Raw genomic sequence first — 24428 nt, 5'->3', positions numbered from 1 at the left:
CCCTTTTTGGAAGCCCTCATGAAAGCCATCGCCTACTACGCCGCATTGCCCATCAACGATCCAAAATCCCTGCAAGACATCGAACTGCCAGAACCGGTCGCCGGCCCGCGTGACCTGCTGGTGGAAGTCAAAGCCATCTCGGTCAACCCGGTGGACACCAAGGTGCGCCAGAACGTCGCCCCGGAAGATGGCGCCGCCAAAGTCCTGGGCTGGGACGTGGCCGGTGTGGTCAAGGCTGTGGGCAGCGAAGTGAGCCTGTTCAAGGTCGGTGACAAGGTGTTCTACGCCGGCTCGCTGGTGCGCCCCGGCGGCAACAGCGAACTGCACACCGTAGACGAGCGCATTGTCGGCCATATGCCAAAAACCCTGGGTTTCGCCGATGCTGCAGCCCTGCCGCTGACCGCCATCACTGCCTGGGAATTACTCTTCGAGCGCCTGCAAGTGCGCGAAGGCAAGGCCGATGAAGGCCAGAGCCTGCTGATCGTCGGTGCGTCCGGTGGTGTGGGATCGATCCTGACTCAACTGGCGAAACAACTTACTGGCCTGAAAGTTATCGGCACCGCCTCCCGCCCGGAAACCCAAGCGTGGGCCAAGGACCTGGGCGCCGACCTGGTGATCGACCACAGCAAACCCTTGAGCGAAGAGCTGAAAAACGCCGGCCATCCGCAGGTGAACTACGTCGCCAGCCTGACCCAGACCGACCAGCACCTGGACCAACTGGTGGAAGCGCTGATTCCCCAGGGCAAACTGGCGCTGATTGATGACCCCAAGGCGCTGGACGTGAGCAAACTCAAGCGCAAGAGCCTGTCGCTGCATTGGGAGTTCATGTACACCCGCTCGATGTTCGAGACCGCCGACATGATCGAGCAACACAACCTGCTCAACCGCGTGGCCGAACTGATCGATGCCGGTACCCTGAAAACCACGGTGGGCGAGCACTTTGGCGTGATCAACGCGGCCAACCTGCGCCGTGCCCACGAACTGCTGGAAAGCGGCAAGGCCAAGGGCAAAATTGTGCTGGAAGGGTTCTAACCAAACGTTCTGTCAGTGTCGTCTGTTATGCACCTGAGTAATGGACGACACCGCTAGTCAGAGACTTGATCCTTGTCACATTTGTGGACGCATTCAGGTTTATATTGGCCGCCTTTGCCACGATTCTTTTACGCGAGGAAGTCAGCAATGAAGATCCTGATAAAAGCGTTAGCAAAATCCCACGGCAACAAATGGCAGGTTCGTCTCGACCAGAACGCCTTCACCTTCCGCAGTGAGGCCGAAGCCCGCGCGTTTGCCGACACCCTGCAAACCCGTATCCAGGCACCTCACCGATTCCCCGAAAGCCAGCAGCGTTCTGCTGGCTGACCTGCTCATTCCGCTGCTTGCAGTGCCCGTTGGCGCTGCAGGCGTCGGGTCAGCATCGCGAACGTCACGGCCAATACGCCACACAAGCTTATGACCATTGCCATCGGCATCGCCGTGCCGTCGTGCAACACCCCGACCAACGATGCCGCGCCGGCGGCCACACCAAACTGAATGCAACCGAGCAACGCCGATGCGCTGCCCGCCCGTGCGCCCTGCCCGCTCATGGCGCAAGCCGAGGTGTTGGGCAAAATGCAGCCCAGGCTGGCGATGCAGATGAACAGCGGCACCAGCAGTGGCCACAACGCCTCAGTGCGCAAAGCTGTAATGGCCAGCAACGACAGACCCGCCGCCAGGTACACCCACACCGTGCGCGACAACAGGAACGCCGGGCCGCGCGAGGCCAGCAAGCGCGCATTCACCTGTGCAACCAGGATAAAGCCGGCGGCGTTGGAGCCAAAGACCCAGCCATAGTGCTCGGCAGGCACGCCATAGAGTTTGATAAAGACGAAAGGCGAACCCGCGATGTAGGCAAACATGCCGGCAATCGAGATGCCACCGGTCAAGGCGTAGCCCAGGTACACCCGGTCCGAGAGCAACCGGCCATACTGGCGCAGGGCACCCGACAGAGGCTGACGCGGTTGATGGGCGGGAAAACTTTCCGGCAATCCGACTGCCACCGCGAGGGCCGCCATCACACTGAACGCCGTCAGCGCGATGAAGATCGACTGCCAGCCCCACACACCGACCATCACCCCACCCGCCAGCGGCGCAAGGATCGGCGCCAGCCCGGTGACCAGCATCAGTTGGGAAAACACCTTGGCCGAGCCCACCGCGTCGCATTTGTCACTCACCACTGCGCGGGAGATCACCATGCCCGCACAACCGCCCAGGGCCTGGACGAAGCGCGCGCCGATCAGCCATTCCAGCGAAGGCGCGTATGCACAGGCGAACGACGCCAGGGTAAACAGGGTGACGCCGCTGAGCAGCGGCCCACGCCGGCCAAAACGGTCCGCCAGCGGCCCATAGATCAACTGGCCGATCGCCAGGCCCGTGAAGTACACGGCCAAGGTCAGCTGAATATGTTTTTCGTCGGTGCCGAATGCCACGGCCATGGCCGGGAAACCCGGCAGGTAGAAGTCGATGGCCAACGGCGCGAACGCGCTCAAGGCCCCCAAAATCAGGATTATACGAAGGTTCATCAGGCACCCAGGTGAGTCGGCAGCCCAACAGTCTAGCCGGGCTCGGGTGCCTTGAACATTAAGTTAGCTCGCTAACTATCAGAAAGTCAGGCGAGTTTGACGCTGTAGCCTTCTTCGCTGATCAGGTTGATCACTTCCGCCGGGGACAGCAGGCTGCTTTCCACGCCAACTTCCTTTGCCGCGAGGTCGACGCGCACGCTGGCCGACGGATCCTTATCCTGCACCGCCTGGGTGACCGAGCGAACGCAGTGGCCGCAGGTCATTCCTTCAACGCTGAATACTTGCATGACATGACTCCTTTGATGAGGTTGCCCGCAGTGTTGACCTTGCCACGATGGCAAGGTCAAGTTCTGAAAACATCGGCCGGGCTGGCATTCATTCGCGCCCTCGGCCAAGCTGCACCTATCCACGATGTGAACCTCGGAGAATTCGCCATGCGCTGGTCGTTTTTTGGCCTTGTCAGCCTGATGGGCTTGTTTGCCGCTGTGCCACCGGCCAGCGCGGATGAAGATTATGCGGTGCTGATCATTTCCCGGGAGCGCCTGGAAGTGCCGACCAACTGCGAGATTGGTTTGTATATTCAGGACCAGTTGGCCGGGCGGCTGTTCCAGGAGCAGGCCACGTCCTTCAACTTGCCGGCCGGGAATGTGTCGCTGCGCCTGAAGTTGCTGCCGGGGCAATCCCAGGGCTGCTTGCCGGGCATGCTCGCGCCGCCGGCGCAAAACATCACCTTGAAGGCCGGCGACGTGCGCAAGTTGCGTATCGCGCAAGGGCCGGACGGCATGTATCTGAAGCCGGCGGCATTGGAATATTGAAACATTGATCTGAAGCCTTGACCTTCCCCACAGGTCAAGGTTGATCCTAGGGGCAATCTCTCTTGGAGTACTGCCCATGAACGGATCCACCACCTTCGACCTGCCCATCAGTGGCATGACCTGCGCCAGCTGCGCCGGGCGGGTTGAACGGGCACTGGGCAAAGTGCCCGGGGTGCAAAGCGTCAGCGTCAACCTGGCCAACGAACGCGCCCATATTGAAGTGCTCGGCCAAATGGACCCCGGCGTCCTGATCGCCGCCGTCGACAAGGCCGGCTACACCGCCACCCTGCCCCAAAGCGAAACCGCCACCCAGGCCAGCCAGGAACAACGGTTGAGCCATGAACGTTGGTCGCTGCTGCTGGCAATTCTGCTCGCCGCGCCGTTGGTGTTGCCGATGCTGGTGCAACCGTTCGGCCTGCACTGGATGCTGCCGGCCTGGGTCCAGTTCGCCCTGGCCACCCCGGTGCAATTCATCTTCGGTGCGCGCTTCTATATCGCTGCCTGGAAAGCCGTGCGCGCCGGGGCCGGCAACATGGACCTGCTGGTGGCCATCGGTACCAGCGCCGGTTACGGCCTGAGTATCTATGAGTGGCTCACGGCAACCGCTGGCACGATGCCGCATCTTTACTTCGAAGCCTCAGCGGTGGTGATCGCCCTGGTGCTGCTGGGCAAATACCTGGAAAGCCGCGCCAAACGCCAGACCGCCAGCGCCATCCGCGCCCTGGAAGCCTTGCGCCCGGAGCGGGCGATTCAAGTGATCGATGGCCGCGAGCACGACGTCGCCATCACCGCCCTCAAGCTCAATGACCTGGTGCTGGTCAAACCCGGCGAACGCTTCCCGGTGGATGGCGAAGTGGTCGAAGGCCAAAGCCACGCCGACGAAGCACTGATCAGCGGTGAAAGCCTGCCGGTGCCAAAACAGCCCGGAGACGCCGTGACAGGCGGCGCGATCAACGGCGAAGGCCGACTGCTGGTGCGCACCCTGGCCCTTGGCGCAGAAAGCGTGCTGGCGCGGATCATCCGCCTGGTGGAAGACGCCCAGGCGGCCAAGGCACCCATCCAGAAACTGGTGGATAAAGTCAGCCAGGTGTTCGTGCCGGTGGTGCTGGTGCTGGCCCTGGCCACGCTGATCGGCTGGTGGTTGTATGGCGCTCCGCTGGAGGTCGCGCTGATCAATGCCGTCACCGTGTTGGTGATTGCCTGCCCTTGCGCCCTGGGCCTGGCCACCCCCACCGCCATCATGGCCGGTACCGGCGTCGCCGCCCGCCACGGGATTCTGATCAAGGACGCCGAAGCCCTGGAGCGTGCCCACGAAGTCAGCGCCGTGGTGTTCGACAAGACCGGCACCCTGACCTCCGGCGCACCAAAAATTGCGCACCTGGTTGCTGTCGATGGCAATGAAGCGGCACTGTTGCAACAGGCCGGCGCACTGCAACGCGGCAGTGAACACCCGTTGGCCAAGGCGGTGCTGGATGCTTGCGCCGAACGTGGCTTGAACGTGGCCGATGTCAGCGCCAGCCAGTCCCTGACCGGGCGTGGCATTGCCGGCACCCTCGACGGTCGGCAGTTGGCGTTGGGCAACCATCGCCTGCTGGACGAAACCGGCTTGAGCACCGGCGACCTCGCCGACTCGGCCAGCGCGTGGGAGGCCGAGGGCCGTACCCTGTCCTGGCTGATCGAGCAAGGCCCGCAGCCGCGCGTGCTGGGCCTGTTTGCCTTTGGCGACACCCTCAAACCGGGCGCCCTGCAAGCGATACAACAACTCAAGGCCCGGCATATCAGCAGCCACCTGCTGACCGGCGACAACCGAGGCAGCGCCCGCGTGGTCGCCGAAGCCTTGGGCATCGACGACGTGCACGCCGAAGTGCTGCCCGCCGACAAGGCCGCCACCGTCGCCGAGCTGAAAAAGACCGGCGTGGTGGCGATGGTCGGCGACGGCATCAACGACGCGCCGGCCCTGGCCGCCGCTGATATCGGCATCGCCATGGGCGGTGGTACCGACGTGGCCATGCACGCGGCGGGCATTACCCTGATGCGCGGCGACCCACGGCTGGTACCCGCCGCGCTGGAAATCAGCCGCAAGACCTACGCTAAAATTCGACAGAACCTGTTCTGGGCCTTTGTGTATAACTTGATCGGCATTCCGCTGGCCGCATTCGGCCTGCTTAACCCCGTTATGGCCGGCGCGGCCATGGCCCTGTCCAGCGTCAGCGTGGTGAGTAACGCGCTGCTGCTGAAAACCTGGAAACCCAAGGACCTGGAGGACGAGCATCCATGAACATCGGCCAAGCAGCGCGCCAAAGCGGCCTGAGCGCGAAGATGATTCGTTACTACGAGTCTATCGGTTTGTTGAAAGCGGCCCATCGCACCGACAGCGGCTACCGTATTTATGGCGCCGATGACCTGCACACCCTGGCGTTTATCAAGCGTTCGCGCGACCTGGGGTTTTCCCTGGAGGAAGTCGGCAAGCTGCTGACGCTGTGGCAGGACCACGGGCGCGCGAGTGCCGACGTCAAGGCGCTGGCCCGCCAGCACATCGATGAGCTGAACCAGAAGATCCGCGAGTTGGGGCAACTGCGCGATACGTTGCAGGATCTGGTGGAACACTGCCAGGGTGACCACCGGCCGGATTGTCCGATCCTCAAGGAACTGGCGTCGGGCAGCTGTTGCGCCTGACGGCCACCCGCCCACAAAAAATCCGGCCTGGGCCGGATTTTTTGTTAATGGATCACTGCATCCAGGGCGGCGGTGGAGGCTCCTCCGAGGCTTTGCTCGGTGGCGCATCGTCGGCCGCGCGAATCGCCTGGCGACGCTCTTCATCGAGCCGCGCCGCTTCGATCTCGCGAATAACCCCGCCCACGTCAGCCAACTCTTCCGGCTCGTCGAACTCGCCGGTCAACACGCTGGCCGGGTGCAGGGTGCCGGCTTCGTACAGCGCCCACATCTCCTTGGCGTACTTGGTCTTCTTCAATTCCGGGGCAAAACGCCCGAAGTAGGAAGCCATGTTGCCCACATCCCGCTCCAGCATGCTGAATGCGTGGTTGTTGCCTGCTGCATCCACCGCCTGAGGCAGGTCGATGATCACAGGACCGGTCGGCGTCAGCAGCACGTTGAACTCGGAAAGGTCACCGTGCACCAGGCCGGTACACAACATCAGCACGATCTGGGTAATCAGGAAGGCGTGGTATTCGCGGGCCTGGTCCGGGTCCAGCGTCACGTCATTCAAACGTGGCGCAGCGTCACCGTACTCATCGGCCACCAGCTCCATCAGCAGCACGCCTTCGAGGAAGTCGTACGGCTTGGGTACGCGAACGCCCGCACCGGCCAGCCGAAACAGCGCCGCTACCTCGGCGTTCTGCCAGGCGTCTTCGGTTTCTTTCTTGCCGAACTTGGAGCCCTTGGCCATGGCCCGGGCCTGACGGCTGTTGCGGACCTTGCGGCCTTCCTGGTATTCGGACGCCTGACGAAAACTTCGTTTATTCGCCTCCTTGTAGACCTTGGCGCAACGTAACTCGTTGCCGCAGCGCACCACGTAAACAGCTGCTTCTTTACCACTCATGAGTGGGCGCAGCACCTCGTCGACCAGACCGTCCTCGATCAGGGGTTCAATGCGTTTAGGAGTCTTCATCAGCTTTTATTGTGGGTCCTTTATTACCAAACACGCGTATGGCACTCGTTATACGGCAATCCTCTCGCCGCGGGGAGAGGGTACCGACCTTTGACCGCTTAAGAATGCATCCAATATGCCAGATTAACCGGCGGCCCGATCATAGCCGAGATCAGCGCTCAATAATCGCCGTGACGCCCTGGCCCCCGGCGGCGCAGATCGAGATCAGGCCCCGGCCCTTGCCGGCGGCGTCCAGCAGCTTGGCCAGGTTGGCGACGATGCGCCCGCCGGTGGCTGCAAACGGATGGCCGGCGGCCAATGAACTGCCCTTGACGTTCAAGCGGCTGCGGTCGATGGAACCCAGCGGCGCGTCCAGCCCCAGGCGGGTCTTGCAGTATTCCGGGTCTTCCCAGGCCTTCAGCGTGCACAACACTTGGGCAGCGAACGCTTCGTGGATCTCGTAGTAATCGAAGTCCTGCAGCGTCAGACCATTCCTCGCCAGCAAACGTGGCACGGCATACACCGGCGCCATCAGCAGGCCTTCGGCGCCGTTGACGAAATCCACTGCCGCCGCTTCGCCATCACGCAGGTAAGCGAGGATCGGCAAACCCCGCTCCTGGGCCCAGGCTTCGCTGCCCAGCAGCACCAACGAAGCACCGTCGGTCAGTGGCGTCGAATTGCCGGCGGTGAGGGTGCCCTTTTCGCTGCGCTCAAAAGCGGGTTTGAGGCTGGCGAGTTTTTCCAGGGTCAGGTCGGGGCGCAGGTTGTTGTCGCGGGTCAGGCCAAGAAAGGGCGTGAGTAAATCGTTTTGCCAGCCTTCGGCATAGGACGCGGCCATTTTCTGGTGGCTTTCCAGCGCCAACTGATCCTGCTCGGCGCGGGGAATCTGCCAGGTCTGCGCCATCAACTCGCAATGCTGGCCCATGGACAAACCGGTGCGCGGTTCGCCATTGCGCGGCAGTTCCGGCTTGAGGTGATGGGGACGAAGTTGTAACAGGACTTTTAATTTATCCGCCGTGGATTTGCTGCGATTGGCTTGCAGCAGGATCTTGCGCAGGCCCTCGTTCACCCCGATCGGTGCGTCGGACGTGGTGTCGACGCCACCGGCAATCCCGGACTCGATCTGCCCCAGCGCAATCTTGTTCGCCACCAGCAATGCCGCTTCGAGGCCGGTGCCGCAGGCCTGCTGAATATCGTAGGCCGGGGTTTGCGGCGACAGGCGTGAGCCCAGCACGCATTCGCGGGTCAGGTTGAAGTCCCGGGAATGCTTGAGCACCGCCCCGGCGGCCACCTCGCCAATGCGCAGGCCGTGCAGGTTGTAGCGTTCGATCAGGCCTTCCAGGGCGGCGGTCAGCATCGCCTGGTTACTCGCCGTGGCATAAGGGCCGTTGGAGCGGGCGAAGGGGATGCGGTTACCGCCAATGATCGCTACCCGGCGCAATTGAGTCATGGAAAGCTCCCTGAAGGTTGTGGGGTGAGTCTTTGAGACTAGCCTAGGCTCAATCGAACGACTTTCGCCTATTGATGGTCCACCGTTTGAACCCCAGCACTCGGAGAGCGTTCCATGTCTGACCGTTATATCGACTTCGCCAACTCCAGCCTCGGCCATCGCCTGGTCGCCGCCATTGGCCTGCCGTCACCGGTACGCCTGGAACGCTGGCAGGCCGGGCGCCTGCGTCCGGTGGAGGGTGCGCTGCTGATCGGCGGCGGCCCGCTGGCGACAAAAATACTGCCGTTCGCCAACAAGCTGACCGACGCCATCTATAGCTACGGCAGCGAACCGTCGACGGCCACCCCCTGGATTCCCGGCCACGGGCCCAAGCTCAAGGCTGTGGTGTTCGATGCCAGCCAACTGCAGCACACCGACCAACTCAAACAGCTGCGGGAATTCTTTCAGCCGCTGCTGAAAAATCTCGATCACAGCGCGCACCTGGTGATCCTGGGCCGCGCGCCGGAAAGCCTCAGCGACCCGTTTGCCGCCAGTGCCCAGCGCGCCCTGGAAGGTTTCAGCCGGTCGCTGGCCAAAGAGCTGCGCAGCGGGGGCGTCCTGCAATTGCTGTACGTGGGCGACGGGGCCGAAGACCAGTTGGAAGGTGCGTTGCGGTTTTTCCTCTCGCCCAAAAGTGCCTACATCTCCGGCCAGGTGATTCGCCTGAACGCCTGCGCGACCCAGGTCGAAGATTGGACCCGCCCTCTCGCCGGGCGCAAAGCGTTGGTAACCGGCGCAGCCCGCGGTATCGGCGCCTCGATCGCCGAAACCCTGGCCCGTGACGGTGCCGAAGTGGTCCTGCTGGACGTGCCACAAGCCAAGGCTGACCTCGACGCCCTGGCCGCGCGCCTGGGTGCCCGCAGCATCGCCCTGGATATCTGCGCCGAAGACGCCGCCACGCAGTTGATCGAACACCTGCCGGACGGCATCGACATCGTGGTGCACAACGCCGGCATCACCCGCGATAAAACCCTGGCCAACATGACGCCGGAATACTGGGACGCGGTATTGGCGGTCAACCTCAACGCGCCGCAAGTGCTGACCAAGGCGCTTCTGGACAGCGGCACCTTGCACGACAACGGCCGCGTGGTGCTGTTGGCGTCCATCAGCGGCATTGCCGGCAATCGCGGGCAAACCAATTACGCCGCGAGCAAGGCCGGGCTGATCGGCCTGGCCCAGGCCTGGGCGCCGCTGCTGGGCGAGCGCGGGATCAGCATTAACGCGGTGGCACCGGGTTTTATCGAAACCCAGATGACCGCGCATATTCCCTTCGCCTTGCGTGAGGCCGGGCGGCGCATGAGTTCCCTGGGCCAGGGCGGCTTGCCCCAGGACGTCGCCGAAGCCGTGGCCTGGCTCGGCCAGCCGGGCTCCGGCGCGGTCAGCGGGCAGGCAGTGCGGGTGTGTGGGCAAAGTCTATTGGGAGCGTAAGCATGGAGTGGCACACCTTAGGCAGCACCCCGTTCCTGCCGCCGCTGTATTGGCGCGCGGCCCTCAAGCGCAAGATCACCGGCACCACGTTGCCCGAACAAGGGTTGCGCTGCCGGGTCAGCGTGAACGCCAGCGATGTGGCGGCTTATCGCAAGGTCTGCGGGTTTGCCGACAGCCCGGTGTTGCCGGCGACCTATCCGCACATCCTTGCCTTCGGCCTGCAGATGCAATTGCTCACCGGCAAGGCATTTCCGTTCCCGCTGCTGGGGTTGATCCACCTGAGCAACCGTATCCGCATCCTGCGCCCGTTGGGCGGTGTGAGTGACCTTACGGTGGGCGTCTACGCGCAGAATTTACAGCCACACGCCAAGGGGGCAACGTTCGATATCGTCACCACGGTCGAGGATTCACTGGGGCTGCTGTGGGAAGCCGAAAGCCGGATGCTCTGTCGCGGCGTGAAGCTTGACGGCGTTGCAACGGATCACAACCTGCAAGCTCCCGCCAGCGTCAGTGAGTTGACCCGCTGGAAAGCCCCCGCCGATATCGGCCGCCGCTACGCTCGGGTGTCCGGCGACTACAACCCGATTCACTTGAGTGCCCTCACCGCCAGGTTGTTCGGCTTCCCCCAGGCGATCGCCCACGGGCTGTGGAACAAGGCACGCACACTGGCCGCCCTGAGTGAGCATTTGCCGGCGGCCAATATCGAGATAGACGTCGAGTTTAAAAAACCGGTGCGCTTGCCCAGTGAAGTCATCTTGTTGGCAAGTGCCGCCGGCTCCAGCGGTGAGTTGCAACTAAAAGGCGCCGGGGACATTGAGCATATGGTGGGGCGCTGGCGGCCGATTGCGTGATTAATTGTGTATATACACCCTAAGTTATAGCGGGCTATCGATAGCCCGCTAAGTTTATTAATACCTTGATTTTAAAGGCCTACCCACTTTTAACCCTTACCCCTATATACCCTTGGTATTAGTCGCTAAGCGGCCCAATCCTGCGTGTATATAAATCGTTAATACCAAGTTGAGCGTTGCGAGAAAAAGTACCCGGGACTGTTATAGCCATAACGGACGAATGTATCGCTGCCCCTAGAAACAGCGAACTTCGATAACAACAAAGGCTGTACCAGGTGCAAGGATCTCAATCATGAAAACTCAAGTCGTGTTGTGGAAAGCAAGTACCGCGCTGGCCCTGATTCTGGCAGTAAGCCTCGGAGGCTGCAGCAGCGGTGGTGGCGGTCATCACAGTAGCGTCGCAGCTTCGTCTCCGGATGCTGGCGGCGGAACAGGTGGTGGTACTGGCGGTGGTACCGGTGGTGGCACTGGCGGCGGTACCGGTGGTGGCACTGGCGGCGGCACAGGTGGCGGTACCGGCGGTGGCACTGGCGGCGGCACAGGTGGCGGTACCGGTGGTGGCACTGGCGGCGGCACAGGTGGTGGTACAGGTGGTGGTACAGGTGGAGGCACAGGCGGCGGTACCGGCTCGACCACACCTCTGGTCACTGGCCAGGTAGTGGGCGCCGTCGGCGGAGTCGTCGGTAATGTCGGCACCGCAGTAGGTGACCTGGGTACAACCCTGACCACCATCCCGATTGTAGGCACGACCGCTGGCGGGCTGGTCACCGCGACGGGCACCGCCGTCAACAGCATCGGCAGCGGCGTGACCAATGGGCTGGGAACACTGGGCACCAATAGCAATGCCCTGGGCACCACCGTTGCCGGTGTGGCCGATGGCGTTGCCGACCTGGGCACCGGCGTGTCCAACACCGGCAAAACCCTGGGCACCACACTGGGCGGCATTCCTGTCGTCGGCGGTTTAACCGGCGGTGTGGGCGGTGCGGCAGGTGGCCTGGTCGATAAGGTCGGCCAAACCGTGACCATGCTCGGCGACACCTTGAGCACGGCCAGCACCACCGGACCACTGGGCAACGTGACCAATACCGTCGGCAAAAGCGTGCTGGTCCCTGTCGTCTCGCTGGTCGAAAACACCACCGGCAACCTCGGGAATAAAACCGGCCTGGGCAACCCGGTCGGTGGCGTACTGGATAAAGTCGGCTCCACTGTCACCGGCCTTGGCGGCCAGGTGGCCAGCGCCGGCGGCGCAGGCAACCCAGTCGGGACGCTCGTCGGTGGCGTGTTGACTGGCGTGGGCACCACCCTTGATAAGTCGAGCGGCTACGTTAATCCAGCCACCACAACCCCGCAATCGGGCTTGCCTGAACTCGTCGGTGGTCTGGTCGCCAACGTCGGCAACGGCCTGAATGCCGGTAACACCAACGGCACTGTCAGTGCAGCAGGCATCACCGGCGGCGCAGTGGGCAACACCGTCGCATCCCTCGGTACGCTGATTGGCGGCAATGGTGTGGCCAACACGGGCGCCACGGCGCCGGTCGCAGGCCTGGCAACGAATGTCGGCGCAGCTCTGAACCCTGTAACGTCAGGCGTTGCCGGTCTGACTCAAAACATCGGCACCAGCACCGGTATCGGCGCCCCTGTCAACGGTCTGGTCACCCAGGTCGGCGGCGCAGTCAGCGGCCTGGGCACCAACCTGACAGCGGCCAACGCCAATCCAGTCACCAATGCTGTGGGCGGAGCCCTGAATGCCGTCGGCAATACGGTCGGCTCGGTGGGCGGCTTGGTTACCGGTGGCACCAGCGGTAGCGGTGGCGGCTTGCTCGGTGGTTTGAATGTGGGTGCCGGCGCCTCGGCCGGCGGCACTGCAAACGCAAACACAGGCGGTGGTCTGGGAGGCTTGCTCGGCGGGCTGACCGGCAAAAAATAGAATTGCACCTGGCCATTAGACGGCCTCCCCTCCAGCGCCTACGCTTGGTTGAGACGAGAGATTCCAATGAGTCTCTCGTCTTTTTTATTGGCCAGTGAAAGGCCCTCCCGAACCGTGCCCCAGAACCCGGCGGGAATCCGCGAAACGCTGCTGCAGTTTGACCATGGAGTGTCCTATGCGCGCCTCGACACCGTTGTTTCTGCTCACCCTCATTGCCGCCAGTGTCCACGCCGAGACCCTGCCCAGTTTCCTCAACAGCAACGACACCATTCGCAACCTGCCGGTGCCCAACCTCCCCGCCGACGCCTATCGCCCGGTCACGCCCCAGACCCAGTTGCCCGAGCCGGCGGCGCCCCAGGGCCAACCGTTGTTGATGGACACCAAAGTGACCATCCGCAAGCTGCAAATCGACGGGGGAACGATCTACCCGCTCCAGGACGTGGCCAAGGTTTTCGAGCCGCTGATTGGCCATGAAACCACCCTTGCACAATTGATCGAAGCCACCCGTGGCATCACCCGCCGCTACCAGCAGGACGGCTACCTGTTGTCCTACGCCTACTTGCCCGACCAGCGCTTCGAAAACGGCCTGGTGCACGTGATCCTGGTGGAGGGCTACATCAAGGACTACAACGTGCAGGGCGACATCGGTTCAGTCTCGGCCTACGTCGACAAGCTGGCAGCCAAGCTGCTGGCCGAGCGCCCGCTGACCCGCAAGACCTTCGAACGCTACACCACGTTGATGGGCCGTATTCCGGGGGTAACGCTGCAGGCGCAAGTACCGCCGCCGGGCACCACCGATGGCGGCACGCGCATGCAGATCCAGGCCTCGCGCAAACCCTTCACCAGCAGCATGAGCATGACGGACGACAGCCGTGGCGGCCTGCAAGCCCTGATCACCGGCACCAGCAATTCCCAGACCTCCATGGGCGAGCAGTTGAGCGTCAGCGGCCTGTTCCCGCCCGGCGAGGACAAGGAGCACTACTACCGCCTGGGCTACAGCCAGTTCGTGAATGCCGAGGGTACCCAACTGGTGGTCAACGCCGAGCGCTACCGCGCCGACCCGCGCAGCAATGTGCAACTGGACGGCGGTTTTGAACTCAAGCCCCACCAGGAGATTGACCGTTACTCCGTTGGCCTCAGTCATCCGCTGATCGCCTCCCCCACCGAGTCGTTGACCCTGGGCACGCGGCTGTATGCCGTGGACCAGACCACCCGCTATCAACTGGTGGGTTTCCCCCAACGTTTCGACCTGGAAACCAACCTGCGCGCCCTGGCGTTTGAAGGTGACTGGCGCAAGTCCGACACGCGCCAACTGCGCATCCTCAGCGCCGGCCTGTACCAGGGCATCGACGGCCTGGGCGCCAAGACCCGCAGTGACTTCGAGGGGATAAAGCCCGACATCGACTTCTTCCGCCTACGCGTCTCGGGCGTACAAAGCGACAAGTTCTTCGACAACTGGCAAGGCGTGGCATCGGCGGCCTTTTACTGGAGCGACGACACCTTGCCCGACAGCGAACGCGCGACGTTCGGCGGGCAGAATTTCGGGCGCGGTTACCCGGATGACCAGGGCTCGGGCGACAAGGGTTGGGGCGTGGCGTATGAGGTCAACTACAGCTTCAACCGCAGCGGCGAGTGGGTAAAAATCCTGCAGCCCTACGTGGTACTGGACAAGGCAAAAACCTGGTTCAACGAGTTGCCGGTCAAGGGCAACAACATGTCATCGGCGGCCGTGGGCCTGCGCTTCGGCGATAACAAGTACTACAACATCGCATTGGAAGCGGCCAAGCCAATGTCAGACATTGCCCTGGACAGCTTCAATCGGCGGCCGCGGTATACGCTGAGTTTCAGCTACCAACTCTGAACCCTGCTGCAGGAGCGAGCTTGCTCGCGCCTACATCAGTCTGATTTTGGGGATGGGGAAAAGGTTGTTGAGGGTGTCGATCAGCCGCACCAGGTAGATCGGCTTGCGAAACAGGTCCAGCACCTGCAAGCGCAGCATGTCACTGACATCGTCCATCTCGGCATGGCCAGACATGACGATCACCGGCAGGTGCTGGCGTGAAGTGTGTTCGCGCAGGCGCTTGATCAAGGAGATACCGCTTTCCTCGGGCATGCGCAGGTCGGTGATCACCAGGGCGATATCGGGATGCAGGGTCAACTCCTGCAACGCGAAGGTCACCGAGGTGGCGGTAAAACAGACAAAGCCCTCATTCTCCAGCGACTCGGCCAGTTCAATGAGGGCGTCCTCTTCGTCATCCACCAAAAGGATTTGTTGCCGCGGAGACAAAGAGGAATTCATGGAGAAATGCCTGATGCGCAATAGATCATTCAGCAGACCTGCACGTGTTTGCGCGAGTACCCGCGTCAAGTATGAATGGCGGCCTGTATCGAGTTAAAGACGCCTGTTATCGCGGTCCGGATGGGGGTAATAAAGGCCGCCAGCGCCACCGCTACCATCGCCGCAACCAGTGCGTACTCGATACCCGACGCACCTTCTCTTGAGTAGAAAAAAATCTGGACTTTGATGAAACCCATGCGAATAAGATCAAGGAACATAATGACTTCTCCTTTGCGCCCATGGCGCTGGTACCGCGGCATCACAAAATGATTCCGGTGTGCCACTAGAGCATTGTCAACAAACCCCATACCAACAACTGTAAGAACTGATTAATCACAAAGTATTAGTCGGCTCGCTGGCGCCAAAAATCCAACTTTCCCAGAGGATCCGGAGATATTTTTCGCACGGTAATGGCATTTTGTCCTAGCTGAACTACCTTCAAATAGCGAAATAGTTAGATGTAGGAAGCGATCCGAATACGCAGGTATTAGTAGGAAAGAGCAGTGGATGCAGCAGGAAAAGGAGAGCCTTCATGAACAGTCGCATTAGCTTGATCCTCGCCGGACTGCTATTGGTGGGTGCGCTGATTGCAGGCTACTGGGGCCTGGTACTCAGCCGCCCTGCCCCTGTCGCACCGCCCGTGACCCCATCACCTGAAGTGGTGCAACCTGTCGCCGAAGACCAGACACGCCAACCCGTGGTGGTACTGGCCCACGATGTTGCACCCTTCGTTGCACTCACTGCCGCCGACCTGACCCTGGAAAGACTGCGCACGGTCCCCGCCGGCAGCCTGACCAGCCTCGACCAGGCCGTGGGCAAGGTGCCTTGGCGGCCGCTGTCGGCCGGTACCTGGCTGACCGAGGAGAGCTTCAACGCCGGTGGCACCCTGGCGCGGATGATCCGCCCCAACGAGCGCGCCTTGGCCGTCGCCGTGGATGAAGTGATCGGTGCCAGCGGGCAACTGGCCCCGGGGGACTACGTGGACGTCCTGCTCTTCCTGCGCCAGGAAGCCAGCAACCCGCAGCAGTCGGCACAAGTGGTGGTGCCCGCCTTGCGCCTGCTGGGCGTCGGCGATCAATTGGGGCTGACCAACGATGGCAAGCCCGGCTCTGTACCACCGACCACCCCGGACGAAAAACTCAAGGCACAGCAGAGTCGCGCCAGCGCACGTACGGTACTGCTCGCCGTGCCGGAGGAGCTGCTGAGCCGGCTGATGCTCGCGGCCCAATCCGGCGTGCTGCGCCTGGCCGTACGCAGTGCCGACGAACAACTGCTGAGCCAATACTGGGCCGGTGAAACGGAGTCCGCGATCAACCTGGAAAACGCCAAGCGCGATCTCTACCAGTTCAACCAACTGTCCTTCAGCCAGGCTCCCGCCAACAGCTACGGCCCGGCCACGGCCAATGGTGCTTCAAAACGCTCGGGGGTCGAGGTGATACGCGGCAACCAGGTGACTCAACAAACGCCCTGAAAGCGCTAAGGATGCCTTGAATGAGCAGTCGTTCCGTTTGGTTTTTTTCACGAGTATTCGGGGCTCTTTTCACCCTGAGCCTGCCCGTCGGGGCGGCACTGGCAGCGTCAGGTAATTGCGCAGGCCTGGGCCAGCTGCCGGCGGTGCTGGAGGTGGGCGAAGGCAATCAACAGGCCATTCATTCGCCGGTGCCGATTACGCGACTGGCCATCGGCGATCCGAAAGTGGCCGATGTGCAAGTCAATGGCAACCAGGCGTTCCTGCTCACCGGCATCGCCTCGGGCACCACCAGTCTGATGGTCTGGACGGCCTGCTCCAGCAGCCCGCGCCAAAGCATGGTGTTTGTTCAAGGCAAAGCCACCTCGGCCCTGACCAGCCTGGCCCTGTCGCCGTCCGATGACCCGACACTGCCCAGCCAGGTGCAAACCGACATCCGCTTTGTGGAAGTGAGCCGCACCAAGCTCAAGGAGGCCAGTACCTCGATCTTTGGCCGGGGCGGCAACTTTCTGTTTGGTGCCCCCAACAACGTCGCCAACGCGGCGGCCACGGGATTTCGCGGGCTCCCGGTGAACAACGACACCTTCAACATCGGCTTTGGCGGCGGGCGTGTCTCGGCCATGATCAACGCCCTGGAAAGCAGCGGTTTTGCCTACACCCTCGCCCGCCCGAGCCTGGTGGCGCTCAGTGGGCAAAGTGCGACCTTCCTCGCCGGTGGCGAAGTACCGATCCCGGTGCCCAGCAGCGGCAGCAACAGCATCTCCATCGAATACAAGGAGTTCGGTATTCGCCTGACCCTGACCCCGACGGTCATCGACCATGGGCGAATTTCCCTGAAGGTCGCGCCAGAGGTCAGTGAGCTGGACTACAGCAACGCGGTCACCATCCAGGGCATCTCCGTGCCGGCCCTGACCATCCGGCGCACCGACACCAGCATCTCCCTGGCCGACGGCGAAAGTTTCGTGATCAGCGGCCTGATCAGCACCAACAACAGCTCCAACGTGAGCAAATTCCCGGGGCTGGGCGACATCCCGGTCCTCGGTGCGTTCTTTCGCGACTCCAGCATCAATCGCCAGGAAAAAGAGCTGCTGATGATCGTCACTCCGCACCTGGTACAGCCGCTGGCCGCCAACGCCCAGTTGCCCTCGTTGCCTGGGGAAAAACTGCGCAATTACGACCCTAACTGGTACCGCCTGTATTTCCTCGAAAACGGCAATTTCGACCGCCGCAGTGGACTGTCCGAATGAGCGAGAGCCTGAGCCAGACGTTTTTGGCAATTACCCGCAACACCACGGATCTGGAATGGCTCCAGGGTGCACTCGCGCCTCTGGGCCAAGTGGTCAGCGCCGGCGCCGGCAGCCTCGACGAACTGCTGGCGCTGGTGGACGTGACATTCGCCAACCTGGTGTTTATCGGCCTGGACCGTGAACACGTGACCACCCAGTGCGCCCTGATCGAAGGCGCGCTGGAAGCCAAGCCGATGCTCGCCATCGTGGCCCTGGGTGACGGCATGGACAACCAGCTTGTACTGAACGCGATGCGTGCCGGTGCGCGGGATTTCGTGGCCTACGGCTCACGCTCCAGTGAAGTCGCCGGCCTGGTCCGCCGCCTGAGTAAACGCTTGCCGGCGGTTACCCCCAACGCCCATCTGGGCGGGCTGACCGTGCTCTACGGCACCCAGGGCAATGCCGACGGCGCGCTGATCGCCAGCCACCTGGCGCTGGTGGTGCAAAAAAGCGGGCAGCAAACGTTGTTGCTCGACCTCGGCCTGCCGCTCGCGGACAGCCTGGCGCTGCTGGGGCTGGAAAGCTCTTTTCATTTCGGCGATGCCCTGCGCCACTTGCGACGCCTGGACTCAACACTGATCAACAGCGCGTTCACCTCGGCCGAAGCCGGCCTGCGCATCCTCGCCTACCACAACAATGACGAGCCCCTGGAGCGTACCAGTGCGGCCGAGCTGTACATGTTGCTCAGCGCCCTGCGCCAGCACTTCCAGCACATTGTGGTGAACCTGACCGGGCAACCCGACAGTGAAGCCTTGCGCACCTTTGTCAGCCATTGCGACAAGCTGCTGTGGTGCACCGACCAAAGCGTGCCGGACTGCCGCCGTAACCTGGCGGTGCTCAACCTGTGGCGCGAAAAAGGCATGAAACTGGAGCACGCCCGCCTGCTGGTAGACCGCTACCTGAAAGGTGCCGCCCCGGACTCGGAAGCGCTGGGCAAAAGCTTCGGGCTGGAAGTGATCGCCGTATTGCCCTGGAGCCCGGAGGTGCGCCTGAGTGCGAAAAACCAGGCCCAGACCCTGTTCTCCCTGGCGCCTCGGGAAAGCCTGACGCAAGCGTTGCGCGCCTTGGGCGAGCGCCTGGCAAAACGCTCCGAAGGCCTGGAAAAACCTTCCACCAACTGGCTTAACCGCCTGCTGAGGACCAAATGAGCGGCGAGAAGCTGTTTGGTGTTGCCCCGCGCGGCAGCGTCGGCAACACCGATCACGACGGCCTGAAACTGGTGCTGCATCGCTACATCATCGATGCCATCGAGGATTCGGGGAAAAACCTGCTGGAAGGCACCCGCCAATCCCTTGCCCAATTTGTGATCGACAAGGTCGCCGAATACATCACGCGCATGCACTTGGCGATTTCCCGCTATGAGATGGAGCGCCTGGCCGAAGAGATCGTCGATGAGCTGACCGGCTTCGGCCCGCTGGAAGTGCTGCTGCGCGACCCGACCGTCACCGAGATTCTGGTCAACGGCCCGCATCGGGTGTTCGTCGAGCGCGACGGCCTGCTGCAACAGAGTGATTTGCGCTTCATTGACGACCACCATGTGGAGCGGGTCATGCAGCGCATCCTCGCGCCCCTCGGACGGCGGCTGGATGAGTCCTCGCCAATGGTCGATGCGCGTCTGCCCGATGGCAGCCGGGTCAATGCGATCATCCCGCCGATTGCCCTCGACGGGCCCTGCCTGTCGATTCGGAAGTTTCGCAAGGACATGCTCAAAAGCAGCGACCTGGTGGCGATGCAAACCATCGACCAGGCGATTTTCGAGTTCTTCCAGGACGCCGTCGGCAAACGCTGCAACATCCTGATCAGCGGCGGTACCGGCACCGGTAAAACCACGCTGCTGAACATTCTCAGCCAGTTGATCAACCCTCGCGAACGCCTGGTCACCATTGAAGACGTGGCCGAGTTGCAACTGGGCCATCCTCACGTCGTGCGCCTGGAAACCCGACCGCCCAATGCCGAGGGGCATGGCGAGGTGAAAGCCAGTGACTTGATCCGCAACGCCCTGCGGATGCGGCCCGACCGGATCATCCTCGGCGAGATTCGGGGCGTGGAAGTCATCGATGTGTTGACCGCCATGAACACCGGCCACGACGGTTCGATGAGTACCGTGCACGCCAACAACGCCCAGGACGCCCTCCTGCGCCTGGAAACCCTGGTGGGCCTGACCGGCCGGGTCGTGGCGGAAAAAACCCTGCGGCAAATGATCTGTGCGGCGCTGGATGTAGTGATCCAGCTGACGCGCCTGCCCGATGGCCGACGCTGCGTCAGCGAGGTGGTGGAAGTGGTGGGCATACGCGAGGACGTGTACGTCACCAACACCCTGTTCCGCCACGACAAGCGCACCGGCTTCGGCTTCCTGCGGGAAGCCGTCAATCCTGCGGGCGACAAGTTGCGCCACGAAGGCCACCTGCCGGTGTAGGAGGCAACCCGATGATCGGTCCAATGCTGCTCGCCCTGCTTGCCCTGGCCCTTCTGGTGCTCGGCGTGGGCCTGATGCGCAACGGTTTGCGCAAGGCCCAGACCGACCGGGTGTTGAAACGCCTGGCCGAAGGGCAGCCCCAGTCCATGAAAGACAACGCGGTAGCCACCAGCCTGGAACGCACCTTTATCCGTGCAGGCCTTGGCAGGCCGACCGAACGCTTGGGCCTGTGGCTGACCCTGTGGGCCGTTGGCGCCCTGCTGGGAGGGCTCTTGGGCCAGTGGATAGGCCTGTTCGTGATGGTGGTGGTACCGCCCTTGGCGTTGCGCCTGTACATCGCCGTACGCTACCGCCGCCGGCTGCGCCGAATGATCGAGCAATTGCCGCAGTTGCTCGACCACGCCGTACGCAGCCTCAAATCCGGACGCACCCTGGCAGACGCGATCCTGAGCGGCATCGATGCCAGCGACGACCCGCTGAAAAAATCCATGGGCCGTATCAAGCGCAATGTGCAACTGGGTGTCAGCCTGCCCGACGCGGCTCAAGACTATGCCGAGTTTTATGAACAGGATGAACTGCGCCTGTTTGCCCTGGGCCTCAAGGTCAACCACCGCTACGGAGGCAACGCCAGTGAGCTGCTGGAAAACCTGATCAAGATGATTCGCGAGCGCGACCAGGGCGCCCGGCAATTACGCGCCATGACGGGTGAAACCCGGGTGACCGCACTGGTACTCGCGGTGCTGCCGGTGAGTGTCGCGGGCTACTTCCTGATCGTTAATCCGACGTACCTGATGGCCATGTGGGATGACCAAAGTGGCCAGCGCCTGATGCTCGCTGCGTTCGCCTTGCAAATCACCGGCTGCGTGGTGCTATGGCGCATGTTGCGGAGCATATGAGATGGCGATAGTGATCAGCGCCGTATTGTTTCTTGCCGCGTTATCGCTGCTGCTGGCCAATATCCTGAGCAGTCGTCGGCAACAACGCCTGGTCACCCAACGGCTGCAAGGCGAGCCGGGCCGCAACGACAAGATGAGTGAGTGGTTGCACCAGTTAGGCAGTACTCGGATCGGCCAACGCACCGTCAGCCTCGACAACGAAACCCAAACCCTGCTCAACCGCATGGGCTGGAGAAAGGCCAGCCAGCGTTCGATGTTTGCCGCTTGCCAGATCGGCGCGCCGATACTCCTGTTTGGCCTGACCGCGCTGGCACTGAATGTGTTTTTCCCCGACACCGAGCATGGTGCTGTGATCGCCCTGCTGGGCCTGATCATCGGTTACCTGCTGCCCAAGCGAGTCCTGGTTTCCCTCGCCAAAAAGCGCCAGGCACGAATCGGCCGGGAAGTGACGACCTTCATTCCCCTGGTGCGCATCCTGTTTGAGTCCGGCATGGCCGTAGAGCAGGCGCTTCGGGTCATGGCCTACGACGCACAGAAACTGTTGCCGGTGCTGACCGCCGAACTGCGCCTGGTGCTGGCGCGCGTGGATTCCGGGCTGGAATTGGGTGAAGAATTGAACAAGGCCAGCCAGGTGCTGGCCGTCGACGAACTCACCGACACCTGCCTGATCCTCCAGCAGCTACTGCATCAGGGCGGTGGTGCGATGAAGTCGCTGCAATCGCTCAAGCAACTGCTGGATGACCGGCGCCTGACCCGCTTGCAGGAATACATTTCCAAGATGTCCGCCAAGATGTCCGTGGTGATGATGCTGTTCCTGTTTCCCGCATTACTGATCGTATTGGCCGGCCCTGGCTTTATCGCCATCGCCAAAGCCTTCACGCCTTGAGAGGACATGCAATGAAGACCGTGATGATCGCCTGCAGCCTGTTGTTACTCGGTGGTTGTGCCAGTAACGGACAACTGCCATGGGCGGGTTTCAGCGCTCAGGGCAGTTGTGCCAAGCCCAATTCCAATCAGGAGTTGTCGTTGAACCTGGCCGACGACATGGCCAACGAGGGCAAGCTGCACGCCAGCCTGGCCAACCTGCAAAACCTGCCGGACAACCTGCCCCAGGTACGCCAGCGTCAGGCCAAGGTGTACCGCCTGCTGGGGCGCAGCGAAGCCGAACCCTTGTACCGCAGCCTGCTCGGCACCTGCCTGGCCGCCGAAGGCGAGCACGGCCTGGGCCAATTGGCCGCCGCCCGGGGTGACAACGGCCAAGCCATGGCGCACTTGCAGCGCGCGGCCAGGATGTCGCCCACCGACGAGAAAATCCGCAACGACCTGGGCGTCGTGTACCTCAATCAACGGCGCGTGGAAGACGCGCGCTTTGAATTCCTCACCGCCATGGAGCTCAAGCAAAGTGATCAACTGGCGGCGGTCAATCTGGTCACGCTGATGATCTATCAGGACAACTGGGAGCAAGCCGCACAAGTGGCCAGCCGCATGGGCCTGAGCCCTGAACAAGTGACGCAGGCCCAAGCCCGGGCGCAGCAACTGAAAGCCCCCGTATCCATGGCGACCGCGCCAAAAGATCAGGTCGCCGCCGCCAGCGACGCGGCGCAGGCGCCGGTCAAATAGGTCCAAGAAGGGAGTACACACGATGAAACTCACACTGCTCGCCACGCTATTGCTAGCCGGCCTGCCAATGACGGCTCTGGCGATTGAACCCGGACCTTCTTCGCCACAACAAAAACAGACCGAGGGCTGGCTGCAGTTGCAAGTCAGCGGCGAGCGGGCATCCGCCAACCGACAGAAGGCCTCGCCCGCTGAACGCGACCAGGCCATGCAACGTTGGCTGGACAGTTACAAACACACTATTCCCGAGTACTACGACCAGAAACAGGGGGGTTCCACCCCCGGTGGCGGCAGCAGTAACTAGTGGGCAGTGACGCGCTGGCGTGCCGCCGAGTTACTCGGCGATAACGCCAGCGCCAGCTGGGTGCGGTTGTGCATATGGGTCAGGCGCAGCACCTGGGACACGTAGAGTTTCACCGTGTTTTCGGTGATACCCAGCTCACAGGCGATTTGATAGTTGGTCTGGCCCTTGCCTACCAGCCTGGCGACATCCAGCTGGCGTGGAGACAGCTGATTGAAGATCGCCGGTATTTCAACGCGGTCAGCGTCGCTGACGTCGCCGTCGGCTTCTGTCGACAAGTTGGATTGCGAGCTGCTGCGCACCTTGTCGAGGTCATGATAAAGATCGTCGATGGACGCCGAGAGAAACTGCAGCTTCTGGTTCAGATGCCCCAGGTCGAGGTTTTTCTGCCGGTCTTGCAACGCCACGACCTGGCGCTGTAACCCTTCGAGCAGCTCGCCGAGGTTGATCGGCTTCTGGTAGTAATCGGCAATCCCGGCGCGCAGGGCCTTGATCACATCCTGCTTGTCTGCGCGCCCGGTCAACATGATGGCCTCAAACACCCGCTGCTTGCCGGCCAAGCGTTGCAGGGCCTGGACCAGCTCGATCCCGTCCATCTCCGGCATATGCAGATCGCACAGCACCAGACCGATCTCGGCATCGTCGCGAAAGCGCTCGATGGCCTGCTGGCTGGAGTGGCAAGGGACGCAGCGGTAACCGCTGCTTTCAAGAAATTCGCAAAGCTCTTCCACGATCAGGGGCTGATCATCGACAACGAGCACTTTCACTTCAGAGGTAAGCTTGTTCACGCGCTACTCCATGCCTGGGCAAGCCAAAGACCGACCGATCCATTCCGACCACTTTCCTATACAACCTACCCATAAACGTAGACGTACTTTCCTACTATGTACATAGCGATAGCCTACGTGGCGACTAATGGGATCCAAAGCCAGGCCAGGCAAAAACCCATCAGTAAAAACGGCACGAACGGCTGCTTGGTCGGGCGTGCCGGATCAAGGTATTGCAAAGTATTCCTAAGCCGTTGATTCATCAGCGGCCACAGCCTGGGGGCCAGCAGCAGCCACGCCGCGCTGGCAAGGCCGGCACCGATAAACGTGCCCAGTACGTAGAAGGAGTTGGTCGCCAGCCCCAATGCCGCGATCAATTTCACGTCACCGGCGCCAAGACGGCCCAGCGCGTAACCGGGCACAGTGAACAGCAGGGCCAGGACAAACGCCACGCCACCCTCGGCAGCGGGTGCGCCGAGCCAGGTGGTGCCAGTCCAAAGGAGGTAAACCAGCGCCAGCAGGCCCGCGCCGAGGGTCAAGCGGTTGGAGATCTCACGTCGACGGATATCTTGCACAGCGCACAGCGCCAGCCAAACAAGTAGGACGAGGCTTTGAATCACGTAAAAAAAATCCCTTTTTGCTGAATGATTCTATGCTGATATCA

Annotated in this window: 25 protein-coding genes; 17 read left to right on the top strand and 8 right to left on the bottom strand. The window is 62.1% G+C overall.

Features of this window, described 5'->3' with window-relative positions; translation table 11 throughout:
- The first annotated feature begins 18 nt into the window (after window positions 1-18).
- Both MUM_RS0121940 and MUM_RS0121935 read left to right on the top strand, forming a co-directional pair.
- The gene (locus MUM_RS0121940) at window positions 19-1032 is read left to right on the top strand and encodes a zinc-binding alcohol dehydrogenase family protein (RefSeq protein WP_010174106.1); all 1014 of its coding nucleotides are present in this window, start codon (window positions 19-21) and stop codon (window positions 1030-1032) included.
- A gap of 147 nt (window positions 1033-1179) precedes the next feature.
- A complete protein-coding gene (locus tag MUM_RS0121935; protein WP_010174105.1) occupies window positions 1180-1359 on the top strand; it encodes a hypothetical protein in 180 nt (59 codons plus the stop codon).
- Window positions 1360-1364: 5 nt separating this feature from the next.
- Here MUM_RS0121935 and MUM_RS0121930 read toward each other — a convergent pair whose 3' ends face one another.
- Together MUM_RS0121930 and MUM_RS0121925 are read right to left on the bottom strand one after the other, a co-directional pair.
- A complete protein-coding gene (locus MUM_RS0121930) occupies window positions 1365-2558 on the bottom strand; it encodes a multidrug effflux MFS transporter (RefSeq protein ID WP_010174104.1) in 1194 nt (397 codons plus the stop codon).
- An 86-nt stretch (window positions 2559-2644) separates the two neighbouring features.
- Window positions 2645-2845 (bottom strand): heavy-metal-associated domain-containing protein, encoded by a 201-nt coding sequence (locus tag MUM_RS0121925; RefSeq protein ID WP_010174103.1) that lies wholly within the window; start codon window positions 2843-2845, stop codon window positions 2645-2647.
- Window positions 2846-2992: 147 nt separating this feature from the next.
- Here MUM_RS0121925 and MUM_RS0121920 point away from each other — a divergent pair, with 147 nt between their 5' ends.
- The 3 genes from MUM_RS0121920 (at window position 2993) to cueR (ending at window position 6049) form a co-directional block, all read left to right on the top strand.
- Complete coding sequence (locus MUM_RS0121920) at window positions 2993-3373, top strand: hypothetical protein (protein ID WP_003211148.1); 381 nt, start codon at window positions 2993-2995, stop codon at window positions 3371-3373.
- A 76-nt stretch (window positions 3374-3449) separates the two neighbouring features.
- Window positions 3450-5651, top strand: a complete 2202-nt coding sequence (locus MUM_RS0121915; RefSeq protein ID WP_010174102.1) for a heavy metal translocating P-type ATPase — start codon at window positions 3450-3452, stop codon at window positions 5649-5651.
- Window positions 5648-6049, top strand: coding sequence for a Cu(I)-responsive transcriptional regulator (gene cueR, locus MUM_RS0121910; protein ID WP_010174100.1), 402 nt, complete (start codon window positions 5648-5650; stop codon window positions 6047-6049). Before MUM_RS0121915 ends, cueR begins: the two co-directional genes overlap by 4 nt.
- 52 nt (window positions 6050-6101) lie before the next feature.
- Here the strand turns inward: cueR and MUM_RS0121905 are convergent, their stop codons facing one another.
- Entirely contained in the window at window positions 6102-7001 is a 900-nt protein-coding gene (locus MUM_RS0121905) for a PA4780 family RIO1-like protein kinase (RefSeq protein WP_010174098.1), read from the bottom strand.
- A 151-nt stretch (window positions 7002-7152) separates the two neighbouring features.
- On the bottom strand, window positions 7153-8430 hold the full coding sequence (locus MUM_RS0121900; protein WP_010174096.1) for an acetyl-CoA C-acetyltransferase: 1278 nt from the start codon (window positions 8428-8430) through the stop codon (window positions 7153-7155).
- A 114-nt stretch (window positions 8431-8544) separates the two neighbouring features.
- On the opposite strand from MUM_RS0121900, the gene MUM_RS0121895 reads away from it, so the two are divergent.
- The 4 genes from MUM_RS0121895 (at window position 8545) to MUM_RS0121880 (ending at window position 14536) form a co-directional block, all read left to right on the top strand.
- The gene (locus MUM_RS0121895) at window positions 8545-9897 is read left to right on the top strand and encodes a 3-oxoacyl-ACP reductase (RefSeq protein WP_010174094.1); all 1353 of its coding nucleotides are present in this window, start codon (window positions 8545-8547) and stop codon (window positions 9895-9897) included.
- Between the two features lie 2 nt (window positions 9898-9899).
- Window positions 9900-10748, top strand: coding sequence for a MaoC family dehydratase (locus tag MUM_RS0121890; protein ID WP_010174091.1), 849 nt, complete (start codon window positions 9900-9902; stop codon window positions 10746-10748).
- Between the two features lie 292 nt (window positions 10749-11040).
- A complete protein-coding gene (locus MUM_RS01000000132635) occupies window positions 11041-12675 on the top strand; it encodes a collagen-like triple helix repeat-containing protein (RefSeq protein ID WP_029616046.1) in 1635 nt (544 codons plus the stop codon).
- A gap of 175 nt (window positions 12676-12850) precedes the next feature.
- The gene (locus MUM_RS0121880) at window positions 12851-14536 is read left to right on the top strand and encodes a ShlB/FhaC/HecB family hemolysin secretion/activation protein (RefSeq protein ID WP_010174085.1); all 1686 of its coding nucleotides are present in this window, start codon (window positions 12851-12853) and stop codon (window positions 14534-14536) included.
- Window positions 14537-14566: 30 nt separating this feature from the next.
- On the opposite strand, the gene MUM_RS0121875 is transcribed toward MUM_RS0121880, so the two are convergent.
- On the bottom strand, window positions 14567-14974 hold the full coding sequence (locus MUM_RS0121875; protein WP_010174083.1) for a response regulator: 408 nt from the start codon (window positions 14972-14974) through the stop codon (window positions 14567-14569).
- Window positions 14975-15039: 65 nt separating this feature from the next.
- Window positions 15040-15231: a Flp family type IVb pilin gene (locus MUM_RS0121870; protein ID WP_010174081.1), complete on the bottom strand. Its 192-nt coding sequence runs from the start codon at window positions 15229-15231 to the stop codon at window positions 15040-15042.
- A 314-nt stretch (window positions 15232-15545) separates the two neighbouring features.
- On the opposite strand from MUM_RS0121870, the gene cpaB reads away from it, so the two are divergent.
- The 8 genes from cpaB to MUM_RS0121830 are packed head-to-tail and all read left to right on the top strand — an operon-like array spanning window position 15546 to window position 23000.
- Window positions 15546-16484, top strand: a complete 939-nt coding sequence (gene cpaB, locus MUM_RS0121865; protein ID WP_010174079.1) for a Flp pilus assembly protein CpaB — start codon at window positions 15546-15548, stop codon at window positions 16482-16484.
- A gap of 20 nt (window positions 16485-16504) precedes the next feature.
- Window positions 16505-17728 (top strand): type II and III secretion system protein family protein, encoded by a 1224-nt coding sequence (locus MUM_RS0121860; protein WP_010174077.1) that lies wholly within the window; start codon window positions 16505-16507, stop codon window positions 17726-17728.
- Window positions 17725-18915: a Flp pilus assembly protein TadZ gene (locus MUM_RS0121855; protein WP_010174076.1), complete on the top strand. Its 1191-nt coding sequence runs from the start codon at window positions 17725-17727 to the stop codon at window positions 18913-18915. Before MUM_RS0121860 ends, MUM_RS0121855 begins: the two co-directional genes overlap by 4 nt.
- Window positions 18912-20183, top strand: coding sequence for a CpaF family protein (locus MUM_RS0121850; RefSeq protein ID WP_010174074.1), 1272 nt, complete (start codon window positions 18912-18914; stop codon window positions 20181-20183). The genes MUM_RS0121855 and MUM_RS0121850 overlap by 4 nt, the downstream gene beginning before the upstream one ends.
- A gap of 11 nt (window positions 20184-20194) precedes the next feature.
- Complete coding sequence (locus MUM_RS0121845; protein ID WP_010174071.1) at window positions 20195-21079, top strand: type II secretion system F family protein; 885 nt, start codon at window positions 20195-20197, stop codon at window positions 21077-21079.
- 1 nt (window position 21080) lies between these two features.
- The gene (locus MUM_RS0121840) at window positions 21081-21965 is read left to right on the top strand and encodes a type II secretion system F family protein (RefSeq protein ID WP_010174069.1); all 885 of its coding nucleotides are present in this window, start codon (window positions 21081-21083) and stop codon (window positions 21963-21965) included.
- Between the two features lie 11 nt (window positions 21966-21976).
- Window positions 21977-22699, top strand: coding sequence for a tetratricopeptide repeat protein (locus tag MUM_RS0121835; protein WP_010174067.1), 723 nt, complete (start codon window positions 21977-21979; stop codon window positions 22697-22699).
- Window positions 22700-22721: 22 nt separating this feature from the next.
- A complete protein-coding gene (locus tag MUM_RS0121830; protein ID WP_010174065.1) occupies window positions 22722-23000 on the top strand; it encodes a DUF3613 domain-containing protein in 279 nt (92 codons plus the stop codon).
- On the opposite strand, the gene MUM_RS0121825 is transcribed toward MUM_RS0121830, so the two are convergent.
- Window positions 22997-23785 (bottom strand): response regulator transcription factor, encoded by a 789-nt coding sequence (locus MUM_RS0121825; protein ID WP_010174063.1) that lies wholly within the window; start codon window positions 23783-23785, stop codon window positions 22997-22999. The two genes, MUM_RS0121830 and MUM_RS0121825, sit on opposite strands and share 4 nt — an antisense overlap.
- 113 nt (window positions 23786-23898) lie before the next feature.
- Complete coding sequence (locus tag MUM_RS0121820; RefSeq protein ID WP_029616045.1) at window positions 23899-24381, bottom strand: prepilin peptidase; 483 nt, start codon at window positions 24379-24381, stop codon at window positions 23899-23901.
- Window positions 24382-24428: the final 47 nt, after the last annotated feature.

Origin of the sequence: Pseudomonas sp. PAMC 25886, from assembly GCF_000242655.1 — a bacterium.
Taxonomy (GTDB): domain Bacteria; phylum Pseudomonadota; class Gammaproteobacteria; order Pseudomonadales; family Pseudomonadaceae; genus Aquipseudomonas.
This window is presented reverse-complemented; position numbering and strand designations above follow the sequence as displayed.